The sequence below is a fragment of the Kluyvera genomosp. 1 genome (assembly GCF_001266615.1).
GTDB classification, from domain to species: domain Bacteria; phylum Pseudomonadota; class Gammaproteobacteria; order Enterobacterales; family Enterobacteriaceae; genus Kluyvera; species Kluyvera cryocrescens_A.
Genome location: NZ_LGHZ01000030.1, coordinates 1 through 15,515 on the forward strand (window position 1 = coordinate 1; position 15,515 = coordinate 15,515).

The 15,515-nt window shown below is 54.3% G+C and carries 14 protein-coding genes and 3 tRNA genes; 16 read left to right on the forward strand and 1 reads right to left on the reverse strand.

What is annotated here, in order from left to right:
• The 3 genes from KP80_RS16220 to KP80_RS16230 all read left to right on the forward strand — a co-directional run bounded on the left by KP80_RS16220 (position 1) and on the right by KP80_RS16230 (position 295).
• Positions 1-76, forward strand: a tRNA-Gly gene (locus KP80_RS16220).
• 34 nt (positions 77-110) lie between these two features.
• Positions 111-186 (forward strand) — tRNA-Gly (locus tag KP80_RS16225).
• A gap of 33 nt (positions 187-219) precedes the next feature.
• Positions 220-295, forward strand: a tRNA-Gly gene (locus KP80_RS16230).
• 269 nt (positions 296-564) lie between these two features.
• On the opposite strand, the gene queG is transcribed toward KP80_RS16230, so the two are convergent.
• Positions 565-1,704: a tRNA epoxyqueuosine(34) reductase QueG gene (gene queG, locus KP80_RS16235; protein ID WP_052284685.1), complete on the reverse strand. Its 1,140-nt coding sequence runs from the start codon at positions 1,702-1,704 to the stop codon at positions 565-567.
• Between queG and nnr the strand changes: the two genes are divergently transcribed.
• The 13 genes from nnr to KP80_RS16300 form a co-directional block, all read left to right on the forward strand.
• On the forward strand, positions 1,703-3,229 hold the full coding sequence (nnr, locus tag KP80_RS16240; RefSeq protein WP_052284686.1) for a bifunctional ADP-dependent NAD(P)H-hydrate dehydratase/NAD(P)H-hydrate epimerase: 1,527 nt from the start codon (positions 1,703-1,705) through the stop codon (positions 3,227-3,229). The two genes, queG and nnr, sit on opposite strands and share 2 nt — an antisense overlap.
• Complete coding sequence (gene tsaE, locus KP80_RS16245) at positions 3,222-3,683, forward strand: tRNA (adenosine(37)-N6)-threonylcarbamoyltransferase complex ATPase subunit type 1 TsaE (RefSeq protein ID WP_052284687.1); 462 nt, start codon at positions 3,222-3,224, stop codon at positions 3,681-3,683. The genes nnr and tsaE overlap by 8 nt, the downstream gene beginning before the upstream one ends.
• Positions 3,684-3,699: 16 nt before the next feature.
• The gene (gene amiB, locus KP80_RS16250) at positions 3,700-5,058 is read left to right on the forward strand and encodes an N-acetylmuramoyl-L-alanine amidase AmiB (protein ID WP_052284688.1); all 1,359 of its coding nucleotides are present in this window, start codon (positions 3,700-3,702) and stop codon (positions 5,056-5,058) included.
• Between the two features lie 9 nt (positions 5,059-5,067).
• Positions 5,068-6,924, forward strand: a complete 1,857-nt coding sequence (gene mutL / locus KP80_RS16255) for a DNA mismatch repair endonuclease MutL (protein WP_052284689.1) — start codon at positions 5,068-5,070, stop codon at positions 6,922-6,924.
• The gene (gene miaA, locus KP80_RS16260) at positions 6,917-7,867 is read left to right on the forward strand and encodes a tRNA (adenosine(37)-N6)-dimethylallyltransferase MiaA (protein ID WP_052284690.1); all 951 of its coding nucleotides are present in this window, start codon (positions 6,917-6,919) and stop codon (positions 7,865-7,867) included. The genes mutL and miaA overlap by 8 nt, the downstream gene beginning before the upstream one ends.
• Before the next feature lie 132 nt (positions 7,868-7,999).
• Positions 8,000-8,305 carry an RNA chaperone Hfq gene (gene hfq / locus KP80_RS16265; RefSeq protein ID WP_052284691.1) on the forward strand — a complete coding sequence of 102 codons (306 nt, stop codon included), beginning with the start codon at positions 8,000-8,002 and terminating at the stop codon, positions 8,303-8,305.
• 75 nt (positions 8,306-8,380) lie between these two features.
• A complete protein-coding gene (hflX, locus tag KP80_RS16270) occupies positions 8,381-9,661 on the forward strand; it encodes a ribosome rescue GTPase HflX (protein WP_052284692.1) in 1,281 nt (426 codons plus the stop codon).
• A 156-nt stretch (positions 9,662-9,817) separates the two neighbouring features.
• Entirely contained in the window at positions 9,818-11,077 is a 1,260-nt protein-coding gene (gene hflK, locus KP80_RS16275) for an FtsH protease activity modulator HflK (RefSeq protein WP_052284693.1), read from the forward strand.
• A 2-nt stretch (positions 11,078-11,079) separates the two neighbouring features.
• Complete coding sequence (gene hflC, locus KP80_RS16280; protein ID WP_052284694.1) at positions 11,080-12,084, forward strand: protease modulator HflC; 1,005 nt, start codon at positions 11,080-11,082, stop codon at positions 12,082-12,084.
• Between the two features lie 131 nt (positions 12,085-12,215).
• The gene (locus KP80_RS16285) at positions 12,216-12,413 is read left to right on the forward strand and encodes a DUF2065 domain-containing protein (RefSeq protein ID WP_052284695.1); all 198 of its coding nucleotides are present in this window, start codon (positions 12,216-12,218) and stop codon (positions 12,411-12,413) included.
• 102 nt (positions 12,414-12,515) lie between these two features.
• On the forward strand, positions 12,516-13,814 hold the full coding sequence (gene purA, locus KP80_RS16290; protein ID WP_052284696.1) for an adenylosuccinate synthase: 1,299 nt from the start codon (positions 12,516-12,518) through the stop codon (positions 13,812-13,814).
• A 228-nt stretch (positions 13,815-14,042) separates the two neighbouring features.
• On the forward strand, positions 14,043-14,468 hold the full coding sequence (nsrR, locus tag KP80_RS16295; RefSeq protein ID WP_052284697.1) for a nitric oxide-sensing transcriptional repressor NsrR: 426 nt from the start codon (positions 14,043-14,045) through the stop codon (positions 14,466-14,468).
• A 41-nt stretch (positions 14,469-14,509) separates the two neighbouring features.
• A partial coding sequence (locus tag KP80_RS16300) for an RNB domain-containing ribonuclease (protein ID WP_156315678.1) occupies positions 14,510-15,515 on the forward strand: 1,006 nt, incomplete at its 3' end.

Consider the following 15,515-nt stretch of genomic DNA (forward strand, 5'->3'; position numbering starts at 1 on the left):
GCGGGAATAGCTCAGTTGGTAGAGCACGACCTTGCCAAGGTCGGGGTCGCGAGTTCGAGTCTCGTTTCCCGCTCCAAAAATTTGAAAGCAGTTGCAGTAGACACACCCAAGCGGGAATAGCTCAGTTGGTAGAGCACGACCTTGCCAAGGTCGGGGTCGCGAGTTCGAGTCTCGTTTCCCGCTCCAAAATTTGAAAGCAGTCGTAGTAGACACACCCAAGCGGGAATAGCTCAGTTGGTAGAGCACGACCTTGCCAAGGTCGGGGTCGCGAGTTCGAGTCTCGTTTCCCGCTCCAAATTTTCTTCCAAAACAAAATGACTTCCACAACGCAATCATTCGTTGAGGTTGTTTTTTTCGTTTCTGAAATACTCTTGTAAACAGAGTTATCCACAGCCTTTCATTTTCTTATTAGCATGCTAATTTTTTTGAGATTTTTACGCGTTTATTTATCTTGTTGAAATATAACAGGATATATCATTTCAAAATGTTATCGCGATCGCTTGACGAACTTTGGCGTGTTGAAACGCAATGTGTTTTTATTTTTACTCACAGGCTGTGAGTATCTTAGGCGTCGCGCGGTAAACCTTTTTCCACCACTCTCACCAGACGTTGTTTCTTCGGTAACTGCACCTCAATGACACCTTCATTGCGTCGAGCAATTTGCTGCGCCACAGCCCATTCAATGTGTTCATCGAGTAGTGGGTGCTCACCTCGGCGACTCTCAAGCGCATTCAGTGCTGCTTCACTCCACGGCGCGTTACCGAGCGCAACGGCGATATTACGCAGCCAGCGTAAGTGACCGATACGGCGAATCGCCGAACCTTCGGTGACTTTCAGAAACCAGGCTTCGGTCCAGGCAAACAGCTCGATAAGTTCGGGAGAGTGCAGCGCTTTGCGTGGGCTGAAATCCTCTTCATCGGTCAGCTGTGAGAAACGGTTCCATGGGCAGATAAGCTGGCAGTCGTCGCAGCCGTAGATTCGGTTACCGATGAGTGGGCGAAATTCTTCCGGGATCGCGCCTTCCAGTTCGATAGTCAGGTAGGAAATGCAGCGGCGGGCGTCGACGGTATACGGTTCAACAATAGCGCCGGTCGGGCAAATGGTCATGCAGGCCACGCATCGCCCGCACTCTTCAGCGACGGGTTTATCGATAGGCAGAGGGATATCGACCAGCAGTTCGCCGAGGAAAAAGAACGATCCGGCGTCTCGATTAAGGATAAGCGAGTGCTTGCCAGTCCAGCCAATACCGGCTTTTTCCGCTAATGGGCGCTCAAGAATAGGCGCAGAGTCAACAAACGGTCTAAAATTCAGCGAGACACACTGTTCCTGAATCTTTTCACCGAGCTTTTTAAGTCGGTTACGCAACAGCTTATGATAATCACGCCCAAGGGCATAACGGCTGACGTAACCCAGTTCGGGGTTTTTCAGCGTGCGGGCAAATGCCGCATTCGCGGGAAGATAATTCATGCGAACGCTAATCACCCGGAGCGTTCCGGGCTGCAGTTCGTGGGGACGGGCGCGCATCATTCCGTGACGTGCCATCCAATCCATCTCGCCGTGGTATTGTTTATCCAGCCATGCCTGCAGTTTAGGTTCGGCCTCGCTAAGATCGGTATCGGTAATGCCGACCTGCTGAAAACCGAGTTCAGTGCCCCATTGTTTGATTTGTTGCGCTAATTGATTGAGATCGAGGGGCTGTGACATGACGGACCATACATTGACAAGAATCCCCCAAAGTATACCACACTCCATTTGGCCTGCGGACGAACTGCGTCGCGCCGAAAAAACGGCAGCGCAGAGCCTCGGCATTCCCCTTTATGAACTGATGCAGCGCGCCGGAAAGGCAGCGTTTGACCTTGCGCGTACCGCGTATCCTGCGGCCCGGCATTGGCTGGTATTGTGCGGTCACGGCAATAACGGCGGTGATGGTTATGTGGTGGCGAGACTGGCGCAAGCCGCAGGTATTCGCGTGACGCTATTGGCGCTGGTGAGCGATAAACCGTTGCCGGAAGAAGCACAGACCGCCTGCGATGCCTGGCTTGCCGCTGGCGGTGACATCCACCGAGCCGATATTCCATGGCCACAGGATGTCGATTTAATTATCGATGGATTGCTAGGAACGGGATTACAGAATGCACCGCGCAACCACGCGGCTGAACTTATTGAACACGCCAACCACTTTCCGGCACCGATTATCGCGCTGGATATTCCCTCCGGGCTGAATGCTCAAACTGGAACCACGCCGGGGGCTGTTATTCAGGCGGCTTATACCCTCACGTTTATCGCACTCAAACCGGGCCTTTTGACCGGTAAAGCGCGCGATGTCGTGGGACAGCTACGCCATCATGCGCTGGGGCTGGAGGCGTGGCTGGCAGAGCAGCAAACGCATCTGCAGCGGCTAGATGCTTCTCAACTGGCGCAGTGGTTTACGCCGCGGCGTCCAACTTCGCACAAAGGCGATCACGGACGGCTGGTCGTGATCGGTGGCGATCGGGGTACCGCTGGGGCGATTCGTATGGCCGGGGAGGCTGCGCTGCGTGCGGGCGCCGGGCTGGTCAAAGTGCTCACCCGTGTAGAAAACATCGCGTCGATTATCACGGCGCGACCGGAGTTGATGGTCGACGAACTCACGCTGCAGTCGCTGGATGACAGCCTGGAATGGGCCGACGTTGTGGTGATTGGCCCTGGGCTCGGACAAGCCTCGTGGGGAAAACAGGCGCTGCGCAAATTGGATAATTTCCGGAAATCCACGCTATGGGACGCCGATGCGCTGAACCTGCTGGCAATCAATCCGGATAAACGTCACAATCGCGTGATCACCCCGCATCCCGGTGAGGCCGCACGCTTGCTGAATTGTTCCGTGGCGGAAATTGAGAACGATCGCTTACTTTCTGCACAACGTCTGGTACAACGGTACGGTGGTGTCGTCGTGCTGAAAGGCGCGGGGACAATTGTTGCCGATGAGCGCGGTGTGATAAGCATTATTGATGCCGGCAATGCCGGTATGGCCAGCGGCGGGATGGGGGATGTGCTTTCGGGCATCATTGGCGCATTGCTGGGGCAGGCATTATCGCCGTATGATGCAGCCTGCGCAGGGTGTATCGCCCACGGTGCAGCCGCCGATGAACTGGCGGCGCGCTATGGCACCCGCGGTATGTTGGCGACCGATCTCTTTTCCACGCTAAGGCGTGTTGTTAACCCGGATGTGATTGACGTAAACCATGATTAATCGAGTGATTCCTCTACCTGACGAGCAGGCAACCCTGGACCTTGGCAACCGAGTGGCACAGGCCTGCCTCGGCGCAACGGTGATCTATCTGTATGGCGATTTAGGCGCAGGCAAAACTACCTTTAGCCGCGGATTCCTGCATGCGCTGGGCCATAATGGCAACGTCAAAAGCCCAACCTATACCCTTGTTGAGCCTTATCAGCTCGACAAACTCATGGTCTACCACTTCGATTTGTACCGCCTTGCGGATCCCGAGGAGCTCGAATTTATGGGGATCCGAGATTACTTCGCTAACGATGCCATTTGCCTGGTGGAATGGCCGCAACAGGGCACCGGTGTTCTGCCCGAGCCGGATATCGAAATACACTTAGATTACCAGGCGCAAGGGCGTGAGGCGCGCATCGCTGCGGTCTCCTCATTAGGTGAGTCTCTGCTGGCGCGGTTTGCCGGTTAATTTTAGGGATCGCAGGATGATTATTCGCGCAAAAGGGTGGTTGATAGCTGCGCTGATGCTGGTCTGTGCACCGGCAATGGCGGCGAGCTTGTCTGATATTCAGGTGGCAAACAGTGAAACGCAGGCGCGTATCACGTTTAGCTTTATGGGCGATCCGGAATATAACTTCAGCCAGGATGATAAGCGCAGCGTGGTGCTTGATATCAAGCAAACGGGCGTGATTCAAGGACTGCCGCTGCGTTTTAGCGGCAACAATCTGGTGAAAGGGATTCGTTCTGCGACCCCGAAAGACGATCAGTCTCTGCGGCTGGTGGTTGACTTGACAGAAAATGGTAAAACACGCGCGGTGAAGCAGCAAAACGGCGCGAACTATACCGTGGTATTCACCATTAACGCCGACGTCCCACCTCCGCCACCGCCGCCTCCGGCCGTGGTGAAGCGGGTAGAAACACCGGTGATCGCGCCAACCCCTGCACAGCCTGCCCGTAATCCGTTTAGCGGTGGCAGTAGCAACAGCGGCACTTTTACCCGTGAACGCCAGCCTGCGATTGCCAGCACCGTTACACCAACGCCGCGTCCGGCAGCACGTGCCAGCGGCGCACCGGGTGACAAAGTGATCATCGCCATTGATGCCGGTCACGGTGGCCAGGATCCGGGGGCTATTGGCCCTGGCGGTACGCGTGAGAAAAACGTCACTATTGCTATTGCGCGTAAACTCAGAGCGCTGCTAAACGATGATCCTATGTTCCGTGGCGTGCTGACCCGCGACGGCGACTACTTTATTTCGGTAATGGGGCGTTCCGACGTCGCACGTAAACAAAATGCCCATTTCCTGGTATCGATCCACGCAGATGCTGCGCCAAACCGTGATGCTACCGGCGCTTCGGTTTGGGTGCTGTCTAACCGACGCGCTAACAGTGAAATGGCCGGCTGGCTAGAGCAGCATGAGAAACAATCCGAGCTGCTGGGCGGAGCGGGGGATGTGCTGGCCAACAGCCAGGCGGATCCTTACCTGAGCCAGGCGGTGCTGGATCTGCAGTTCGGCCATTCGCAGCGCGTAGGGTATGATGTGGCGACCAGCGTTATCAGTCAGCTACAGCGGGTCGGCAATTTACATAAACGTCGTCCTGAACATGCCAGCCTTGGCGTACTACGTTCGCCGGATATTCCATCCATTCTCGTTGAAACCGGCTTTATCAGTAACAGCGGCGAAGAACGACTGCTGGGCAGCGATGATTATCAGCAAAAAATCGCGGAAGCGATTTATACCGGTTTACGTAACTATTTTACGGCGCATCCGATACAATCCGGCCCTCGTGACGAACAGTCGCAGACCGCCAGTGCAGCATCATCTACCCGGACGCTCATTAACTAAGGAGTATTCATGCCGATTCAGGTTTTACCACCACAGCTTGCCAACCAGATTGCTGCGGGTGAAGTGGTGGAGCGCCCTGCATCGGTAGTGAAAGAACTGGTTGAAAACAGTCTTGATGCGGGCGCGACCCGCATCGATATTGATATCGAGCGCGGTGGGGCCAAGCTTATCCGCATTCGTGACAACGGCTGTGGGATCAAAAAAGATGAGTTGGCACTCGCACTCGCGCGCCACGCCACCAGTAAAATTGCCTCTCTCGACGATCTTGAAGCGATCGTGAGTCTGGGTTTTCGCGGCGAAGCGCTGGCGAGTATTAGCTCGGTCGCCCGCTTGACGCTCACGTCACGCACGGCTGAACAGGCGGAAGCCTGGCAGGCCTATGCCGAAGGCCGCGATCAGGCGGTAACGGTCAAACCTGCGGCACACCCGGTAGGCACAACGCTGGAAGTGTTGGACTTGTTCTACAACACCCCGGCGCGGCGCAAGTTTATGCGTACTGAAAAAACCGAATTCAATCACATCGATGAGATCATCCGTCGCATTGCGCTGGCGCGCTTCGATGTGAGTTTCAACCTGACCCACAATGGCAAAGTTATCCGTCAGTATCGTGCGGTGGCTGAAGGCGCGTCGAAAGAGCGCCGCCTTGGCGCCATTTGCGGTGTGTCGTTCCTCGAGCAGGCGTTGGCGATTGAGTGGCAGCATGGAGACCTTGCGTTACACGGTTGGGTTGCTGACCCCAAATACACCACCACGGCGCTGGCAGAAATTCAGTATTGCTACGTCAATGGGCGTATGATGCGCGACCGGCTGATTAACCACGCTATTCGCCAGGCATGTGAAGATAAGCTCGGTGCGGATCAGCAGCCAGCATTTGTGCTGTATCTTGATATCGATCCGCATCAGGTCGACGTCAACGTCCATCCGGCCAAACATGAAGTGCGCTTCCATCAGTCGCGTTTGGTGCATGATTTTATCTATCAGGGCGTGCTGAGCGTGCTGCAACAGCAGCTGGATACGCCTTTGCCGTTAGCGGAAGAGGATGAACCCGCACCGCGTGCGCTGCCGGAAAACCGCATTGCTGCGGGGCGCAACCAGTTTGCTGAGCCCGCAGTCGCGCGTGAGCCTACGGCACCGCGCTATCAGCCAGCAAGCGGCGATGCGACTCCGCGTGCCAGCGGTGGTGGGGCGAGCTGGCCGAATGCCCAGCCGGGCTATCAGAAACAGCAGGGTGCGCTCTACCGGCAACTGCTGGATACTCCGGTCAGCCGCCAGGAATCGCCGAAACCGGTGGTAGAAAACCTGGCGGGGCATAGCCAGAGCTTTGGCCGCGTATTGGCGATTATTGCCGATGAGTGCGCACTGCTGGAACGTAATGGCAAACTTAGCCTGCTGGCGTTACCCGTTGCCGAGCGCTGGCTGCGCCAGGCGCAGCTGACACCGGGGGAAACAACAATCTGTGCCCAACCGCTTTTGATCCCGCTGCGTCTTAAGGTGGCGGAAACTGAAAAGCAAACGCTGGAAGGGGCGAAGGAGACGCTGAAGACGTTGGGCATTGAGATATTGCTCGAAGGGCAGCATGCGACGATTCGCGCGGTGCCTTTACCCTTACGCCAACAAAATTTACAAATCTTGATTCCTGAACTGATAGGCTACCTGGTGGGTAAAACTCATGTCGATGCGGGTAACGTCGCGCAGTGGTTAGCCCGTAATTTGGCAAGCGACCACGCGCAGTGGAATACCGCGCAGGCGATAGCCATGCTGGCAGATGTTGAACGTCTTTGCCCGCAGTTGGTCAAAGCACCACCGGGTGGCCTGTTGCAACCTGTTGATTTAGATTCTGCGATGAACGCCCTGAGAAATGAGTGATGTAACCGAGGCGAGCCTGCCTAAGGCAATTTTTTTAATGGGACCCACCGCTTCGGGCAAGACAGCGCTGGCGATTGAATTACGTAAAGTTTTGCCAGTAGAGTTGATTAGTGTGGATTCCGCCCTTATCTATCGAGGGATGGACATCGGTACCGCCAAGCCGACTGCGGAAGAGCTGAATGCAGCCCCACACCGGTTGTTGGACATTCTCGATCCGTCGCAGGCCTATTCGGCGGCGGATTTTCGTCGTGATGCGCTCGCGCAGATGGCGGAGATCACCGCAGCAGGGAAAATTCCCCTGCTGGTAGGTGGCACAATGTTATATTTCAAGGCGTTATTAGAAGGGTTATCGCCGCTGCCCTCTGCAGACCCGAAAATTCGGGCGCAGATTGAACAGCAGGCGGCAGAGCAAGGATGGATGGCGCTGCATCAAAAGTTGCGGGAGATAGATCCCGTCGCCGCTGAGCGTATTCATCCAAATGATCCGCAAAGACTTTCCCGAGCACTGGAAGTTTTTTTCATTTCGGGTAAAACTTTAACGGAGCTGACACAAACGTCAGGAGACGCTCTACCCTACAAGGTGCATCAGTTCGCCATCGCCCCGGCGAGCCGTGAACTGCTCCATCAACGCATTGAGCAGCGTTTTCATCAGATGTTAGCTTCAGGTTTTGAAGCAGAAGTGCGGGCGCTATTTGCCCGTGGAGATTTGCATACGGATATGCCTTCCATTCGTTGTGTGGGATACCGCCAGATGTGGTCATACCTCGAAGGCGAGATCTCTTACGATGAAATGGTTTATAGAGGAGTTTGTGCCACGAGACAGCTAGCGAAACGCCAGGTGACGTGGTTACGCGGTTGGGAAGGTGTTCATTGGTTAGATAGTGAGCAGCCGGAGCAGTCGTTTAGCCAAGTAATACAGGTAGTGGGTGCTAGTGTAGACTGAATGTGTACAATTGAGTCGTATCGTGCGCAATTTTCGAATCGTAAGGTTCATACGCAAATCGAACAGGTTGCGTCAGCGTAGCCTGGAAGACGAAGTGTATAAGTACAAATAAGCATATAAGGAAAAGAGAGAATGGCTAAGGGGCAATCTTTACAAGATCCGTTCCTGAACGCACTGCGTCGGGAACGTGTTCCAGTTTCTATTTATTTGGTGAATGGTATTAAGCTGCAAGGACAAATTGAGTCTTTCGATCAGTTCGTGATCCTGTTGAAAAACACGGTCAGCCAGATGGTCTATAAGCACGCAATTTCTACCGTTGTTCCGTCTCGTCCGGTTTCCCATCATAGCAACAATGCTGGCGGCGGCACTGGTAGTAACTACCACCACGGTAGCAACGCGCAGGGTTCTGCGCAGCAAGACAGCGAAGAAACCGAATAAGGTTGATGGCTGTTAATCCATGTCGGGGAGCCGAATCATTGAGGTTCCCCGCTGGTATTTCAGGAGATATAACGCTTGTTTGACCGTTATGACGCCGGTGAGCAGGCGGTGCTGGTACACATCTATTTTACGCAAGACAAAGATATGGAAGACCTCCAGGAGTTTGAATCTCTGGTCTCTTCCGCTGGTGTCGAAGCAATGCAGGTGATTACCGGTAGCCGTAAAGCCCCGCACCCAAAGTACTTTGTTGGTGAAGGTAAGGCTGTCGAAATTGCGGAAGCCGTAAAAGCGACAGGCGCTTCCGTTGTGCTTTTTGATCATGCACTGAGCCCCGCGCAGGAACGTAACCTCGAGCGTTTGTGTGAATGCCGGGTGATTGACCGTACCGGTCTTATTCTCGATATTTTTGCCCAGCGTGCGCGTACCCATGAGGGTAAGCTGCAGGTTGAGCTCGCGCAGCTGCGCCACCTGGCAACGCGCCTGGTTCGCGGCTGGACGCACCTTGAAAGACAAAAAGGCGGGATTGGTTTGCGCGGCCCGGGTGAAACCCAGCTCGAAACCGACCGTCGTTTGCTGCGTAATCGCATTATGCAAATCCTTTCGCGTATCGAAAGGGTTGCCAAACAGCGTGAGCAAGGGCGCCGTTCGCGCGTCAAAGCCGATGTCCCAACGGTATCGTTGGTGGGGTACACCAACGCCGGGAAATCGACGCTGTTTAACCATCTGACTGAGGCGGAGGTCTATGCCGCCGATCAGCTGTTCGCCACCCTCGATCCGACCCTGCGTCGTATCGATGTTGCGGATGTAGGTGAAACGGTATTAGCCGATACCGTTGGTTTTATTCGCCATCTGCCGCATGACCTGGTGGCGGCGTTTAAGGCCACATTGCAGGAAACCCGCGAGGCCACGCTGCTGCTCCATGTGATTGATGCTGCAGATGTTCGCGTGCAGGAAAATATCGATGCGGTTGATACGGTGCTCGAAGAGATCGACGCGCACGAGATTCCAACTCTGCTGGTGATGAACAAAATCGATATGCTCGATGAGTTTGAACCGCGTATCGATAGAGATGAAGAGAACAAACCTATTCGGGTGTGGCTGTCTGCACAAACCGGAGTAGGGGTACCACTCCTTTTTCAGGCGTTGACGGAACTGCTCTCTGGCGAAGTCGCGCAGCACACGCTGCGTTTACCTCCGAAGGAAGGGCGTTTGCGTAGTCGCTTTTATCAGCTTCAGGCAATCGAAAAAGAGTGGATGGAGGACGATGGCTGCGTCAAATTGCAGGTTCGCATGCCGATTGTCGACTGGCGTCGCCTCTGTAAACAAGAACCGACACTGACAGACTACGTGGTCTGACCGTGCAGCTTGCCTGAAAACATTAGCCCATTGGGCACCCAGCGGTTCAGGTCGCCTCAACGCGACGGCGACAACCAGGATGGAGTCGCGGTTAACAGCGAAAAGACCTGAACTGGGAAAAGCTATATCACCGCATAACAAATATGGAGCATAAACATGGCGTGGAATCAGCCCGGTAATAACGGACAAGACCGCGACCCGTGGGGGAGCAGCAATAATCAAGGCGGCAACTCCGGGGGAAATGGAAATAAAGGCGGTCGCGATCAGGGGCCGCCGGATTTGGATGATATCTTCCGTAAGCTGAGCAAAAAGCTCGGTGGCTTTGGGGGCGGTAAAGGTGGCTCCGGTAATTCTACCCAGGGACCTCGCTCGCCGATGGGCGGTCGCATCGTCGGTATCGCTGCCGCTGCTGTGGTCGTTATCTGGGCGGCTAGCGGTTTCTATACCATCAAAGAAGCTGAGCGCGGCGTTGTGACGCGTTTTGGCAAATTTAGCCATCTGGTTGAGCCGGGCCTGAACTGGAAACCTACGTTTGTCGACGAAGTGACGCCGGTTAACGTAGAAGCCGTTCGTGAACTGGCCGCATCCGGCGTGATGCTGACCTCCGACGAAAACGTCGTGCGCGTTGAAATGAACGTGCAGTACCGCATCACCGATCCTCAGCGTTACCTGTTTAGCGTGACCAGTGCCGACGACAGTCTGCGCCAGGCTACCGACAGTGCACTGCGCGGCGTGATCGGTAAATACACCATGGACCGTATCCTGACTGAAGGTCGTACCGTTATTCGTAGCGATACCCAGCGCGAGCTGGAAGAGACTATTCGTCCGTACAACATGGGTATCACCCTGCTGGACGTCAACTTCCAGGCCGCTCGTCCGCCGGAAGAGGTGAAGGCCGCATTTGATGATGCGATTGCCGCACGTGAGAACGAGCAGCAGTACATCCGCGAGGCGGAAGCCTACACTAACGAAGTTCAGCCGCGTGCGAACGGTCAGGCGCAGCGTATTCTGGAAGAAGCGCGTGCGTATAAGACCCAAACCGTGCTGGAAGCGCAGGGTGAAGTGGCTCGCTTCGCTAAAATCCTGCCTGAATATAAAGCCGCACCGCAGATTACTCGCGAGCGTCTGTATATCGAGACCATGGAAAAAGTGTTGAGTCATACCCGCAAAGTGCTGGTTAGCGACAACAAAAATGGCAACCTGATGGTTCTGCCGCTGGATCAAATGCTCAAAGGCGGCAACGCTGCCCCTGCGGCAAAGAACGATAGCAGTGGTGCGAACAACCTGTTGCGCCTGCCGCCTGCATCCTCATCCAGTAGCAGCGCAAGCAACACGTCGTCTGCCGCTCAGGGCAACATCATGGACCAACGTCGCGCTAACGCGCAGCGTAACGATTACCAGCGTCAGGGGGAATAACGATGCGTAAGTCAGTTATTGCGATAATTATCATCGTGCTGGTAGTGCTTTACACCTCTATTTTTGTGGTTAAAGAAGGCGAGCGCGGAATTAAGTTCCAGTTCAGCAGCGTCGTGCGTGATGGCGATAAGAAACCGTTGATTTATGAACCAGGCCTGCACTTCAAGGTTCCGTTTATTCAATCGGTTAAAATGCTTGATGCCCGTATCCAGACCATGGATAACCAGGCAGACCGCTTCGTAACCAAAGAGAAGAAAGACCTGATCGTTGACTCTTATATCAAGTGGCGCATCAGTGATTTTAGCCGTTACTTCCTGGCAACCGGCGGCGGTGACGTCTCCCAGGCCGAAGTGCTGCTGAAACGTAAGTTCTCTGACCGTCTGCGTTCTGAGATTGGTCGTCTGGACGTGAAAGATATCGTTACCGACTCTCGCGGTCGTTTGACGCTGGAAGTGCGTGATGCGCTGAACTCCGGTTCTTCTGGTGCGGATGATGAAGTGGCTACGCCAGCGGCGGATAGCGCGATTGCAGAAGCGGCAGAGCGCGTAGAGCAGCAGGCCAATATCAAAGGGCCAACCATTAACCCGAACAGTATGGCGGCGTTAGGGATTGAAGTGGTCGATGTGCGTATCAAGCAGATCAACCTGCCGGCTGAGGTTTCTGAAGCGATTTACAACCGTATGCGCGCCGAGCGTGAAGCTGTTGCCCGTCGTCACCGTTCACAGGGTCAGGAAGAGGCAGAAAAACTGCGCGCTACCGCTGACTATGAAGTGACGAAGACACTGGCAGAAGCAGAACGTCAGGGACGTATTATGCGTGGTGAAGGTGATGCAGAAGCGGCTAAGCTGTTTGCTGATGCATTCAGCCAGGATCCGGACTTCTATGCCTTTATCCGTAGCCTGCGTGCATACGAAGCGAGCTTCGATAGTAACCAGGACGTGATGGTTCTGAGCCCGGATAGCGATTTCTTCCGCTATATGAAAACGCCGGGTAGCACTGTTCGTTAATTGCGGTAATGCATGAAGAAAACCACCGCCTCCTTTGGGAGCCGGTGGTTTTCTTTTATGCTCGTCATCATTCGTGCTGTGCCTGACGACTTGCGGCACGAATGATGACTGGCATATCACGGGGATGAATAATGAATTCGACAATCTGGCTAGCGCTTGCGCTGGTATTGGTGCTTGAAGGTCTTGGGCCGATGCTTTATCCCAAGGCCTGGCGCAAGATGATTTCTACGATGACCCAACTACCCGATACGATGTTACGTCGATTTGGCGGCGGTCTTGTGGTTGCAGGTATCGTCATCTACTACATGTTGACGAAAACGGTTGGCTGATTATAAAAACAGCATTTCTCTGCGATTTTGTGGTTAAAAAGTGCTGTATATCTGAAAAAGCGATGGTAGAATCCATTTTTAAGCAATCGGTGATTTTGAAAAATGGGTAACAACGTCGTCGTACTGGGCACCCAATGGGGTGACGAAGGTAAAGGGAAGATTGTTGATCTTCTTACTGAGCGTGCAAAATATGTTGTTCGCTATCAGGGTGGCCATAACGCAGGCCATACTCTCGTAATCAACGGTGAAAAAACCGTCCTCCATCTTATTCCATCAGGTATTCTCCGCGAGAATGTCACCAGCATCATCGGTAACGGTGTTGTGCTGTCTCCTGCTGCGCTGATGAAAGAGATGAAAGGCCTGGAAGACCGTGGTATCCCGGTTCGTGAGCGCCTGCTGCTGTCTGAAGCATGCCCGTTAATCCTTGATTATCACGTCGCTCTGGACGGCGCTCGCGAAAAAGCGCGTGGCTCCAAAGCTATCGGTACAACCGGTCGTGGTATCGGTCCTGCTTACGAAGATAAAGTCGCTCGTCGCGGTCTGCGCGTGGGTGACCTCTTCGATAAAGAGACTTTCGCCGAAAAACTGAAAGAAGTGATGGAATATCACAACTTCCAGCTGGTTAATTTCTACAAAGTTGAAGCGGTTGACTATCAGAAAGTGCTGGACGATGTGATGGCAGTTGCCGACATTCTGACCGGCATGGTGGTTGACGTTTCCGATCTGCTGGATCAGGCGCGTAAACGCGGTGACTTCGTGATGTTTGAAGGCGCGCAGGGTACGCTGCTGGATATCGACCACGGTACCTATCCGTACGTGACCTCTTCCAACACCACCGCAGGTGGCGTAGCAACCGGTTCTGGCCTCGGCCCGCGCTATGTTGACTACGTACTGGGCATCATCAAAGCGTACTCCACTCGCGTGGGTGCCGGTCCATTCCCGACCGAACTGTTTGATGAAACCGGTGAGTTCCTGTGCAAGCAAGGTAACGAATTCGGCGCTACTACCGGTCGCCGTCGTCGTACCGGCTGGCTGGACTCCGTTGCCGTGCGTCGTGCAGTACAGATTAACTCCCTGTCTGGCTTCTGCCTGACCAAACTGGACGTTCTGGACGGCCTGAAAGAAGTTAAAATCTGTGTTGCTTACCGTATGCCGGATGGTCGTGAAGTCACTACCACTCCGCTGGCGGCAGATGATTGGGAAGGTATCGAACCAATCTATGAAACCATGCCGGGTTGGTCTGAAACCACCTTTGGCGTGAAGGAACGTAGCGGTCTGCCACAGGCAGCACTGAACTACATTCAGCGTATTGAAGAACTGACCGGCGTGCCGATTGATATTATTTCAACTGGCCCAGACCGTACCGAAACCATGATCCTGCGCGACCCGTTTGACGCATAATTCATGGCTCTGGCGTAGCGCCTGATGGCGCTGCGTTTGTCAGAACTCCTGACTCTGTAAGCCGGATAAGACGCCTGGCGTTGGCATCCGGCTTAATCGTGCTTTATACCCTCGCTTTTTTCCTTCCCGTCATGAAATAAATTAGCGGCTCAGAGGCTGGCTGGTTTATCATCAATATAATTAATATCAACAAACTTACTCTTTACTCCCCATTTCCCTGAGGTTGATGTGCAGTTAACAAGTTTTACCGATTATGGATTACGCGCGCTGATTTATATGGCGTCGCTGCCGGAAGGCAAGATGACCAGTATCTCGGAGGTGACCGAGGTCTACGGCGTGTCGCGTAACCATATGGTTAAAATCATCAACCAGCTGAGTCGCGCCGGATATGTGACGGCAGTACGAGGGAAAAACGGCGGCATCCGCTTAGGAAAAGCAGCCAAAGATGTCCGCGTGGGAGACGTGGTTCGAGAACTCGAACCCTTAACGCTGGTGAACTGCAGCAGCGAGTTTTGCCATATTACGCCGGCCTGTCGTTTGAAACAGGCACTTTCTCAAGCCGTGCAAAGTTTTCTCAAGGAGCTAGATAACTACACACTGGCTGATTTGGTTGATAAGAATCAACCGCTTTATAAATTATTGCTGGTGGAGTAATTATTACTACCGCCAGCAGCGATGATGACGGAGGAACCGACATGTCAAAAGATCCTTTCCTGGAACGTGAAACAGAAAAGTACGCTAACCCTATCCCGAGCCGGGAATTCATCCTTGAACACTTAACAAAACGCGAAAAACCGGCGAATCGTGAAGAGCTGGCCGTTGAGTTACATATTGAAGGCGAAGAGCAAACGGAAGCTCTGCGCCGTCGCCTGCGTGCCATGGAGCGCGATGGGCAATTAGTCTTTACCCGCCGCCAGTGCTACGCGCTGCCGGAACGCCTCGACCTGCTGAAAGGCATGGTTATCGGCCATCGTGATGGCTTCGGCTTCCTGCGCGTGGAGGGCCGCAAAGACGATCTCTATCTGTCGAGCGAGCAGATGAAGATGTGCATGCACGGCGATGAAGTGCTGGCACAACCGCTGGGCGCCGATCGTAAAGGCCGCCGCGAAGCGCGTATCGTCCGCGTACTGGTACCGCGCAACGCACAGATCGTTGGTCGCTACTTTACCGACGCGGGCGTTGGTTTTGTGGTGCCTGACGATAGCCGTCTGAGCTTTGATATCCTTATCCCACCAGAGTCATTGATGGGCGCACGCATGGGCTTTGTGGTGGTGGTCGAACTGACCCAGCGCCCAACTCGTCGCACCAAAGCGATCGGTAAAATCGTTGAAGTCCTGGGCGAAAATATGGGTACCGGTATGGCCGTTGAAATGGCGCTGCGCACTCATGAAATCCCTCACGTCTGGCCGCCAGCGGTGGAAGCGCAGGTGGCTGGGCTCAAAGAGCAGGTGCCGGAAGAGGCCAAAGTTGGCCGTGTTGATCTGCGCGATTTGCCGCTGGTCACCATCGATGGTGAAGATGCCCGCGATTTCGATGACGCCGTTTACTGCGAGAAAAAACGCGGCGGCGGCTGGCGCCTGTGGGTGGCGATTGCTGACGTAAGCTACTACGTGCGTCCGCCAACTCCGCTGGATAGCGAAGCCCGCAACCGCGGTACGTCCGTGTACTTCCCAACGCAGGTTCTGTCTCTTATACACATCT

Excerpts from the sequence above, each read along its gene's own strand:
- tsaE (WP_052284687.1), top strand. The coding sequence starts at position 3,222 with ATGATTAATCGAGTGATTCCTCTACCTGACGAGCAGGCAACCCTGGAC.
- hflC (WP_052284694.1), top strand. The coding sequence starts at position 11,080 with ATGCGTAAGTCAGTTATTGCGATAATTATCATCGTGCTGGTAGTGCTT.
- nnr (WP_052284686.1), top strand. The coding sequence starts at position 1,703 with ATGACGGACCATACATTGACAAGAATCCCCCAAAGTATACCACACTCC.
- amiB (WP_052284688.1), top strand. The coding sequence starts at position 3,700 with ATGATTATTCGCGCAAAAGGGTGGTTGATAGCTGCGCTGATGCTGGTC.
- queG (WP_052284685.1), bottom strand. The coding sequence starts at position 1,704 with ATGTCACAGCCCCTCGATCTCAATCAATTAGCGCAACAAATCAAACAA.
- purA (WP_052284696.1), top strand. The coding sequence starts at position 12,516 with ATGGGTAACAACGTCGTCGTACTGGGCACCCAATGGGGTGACGAAGGT.
- miaA (WP_052284690.1), top strand. The coding sequence starts at position 6,917 with ATGAGTGATGTAACCGAGGCGAGCCTGCCTAAGGCAATTTTTTTAATG.
- hflK (WP_052284693.1), top strand. The coding sequence starts at position 9,818 with ATGGCGTGGAATCAGCCCGGTAATAACGGACAAGACCGCGACCCGTGG.
- hfq (WP_052284691.1), top strand. The coding sequence starts at position 8,000 with ATGGCTAAGGGGCAATCTTTACAAGATCCGTTCCTGAACGCACTGCGT.
- KP80_RS16285 (WP_052284695.1), top strand. The coding sequence starts at position 12,216 with ATGAATTCGACAATCTGGCTAGCGCTTGCGCTGGTATTGGTGCTTGAA.
- mutL (WP_052284689.1), top strand. The coding sequence starts at position 5,068 with ATGCCGATTCAGGTTTTACCACCACAGCTTGCCAACCAGATTGCTGCG.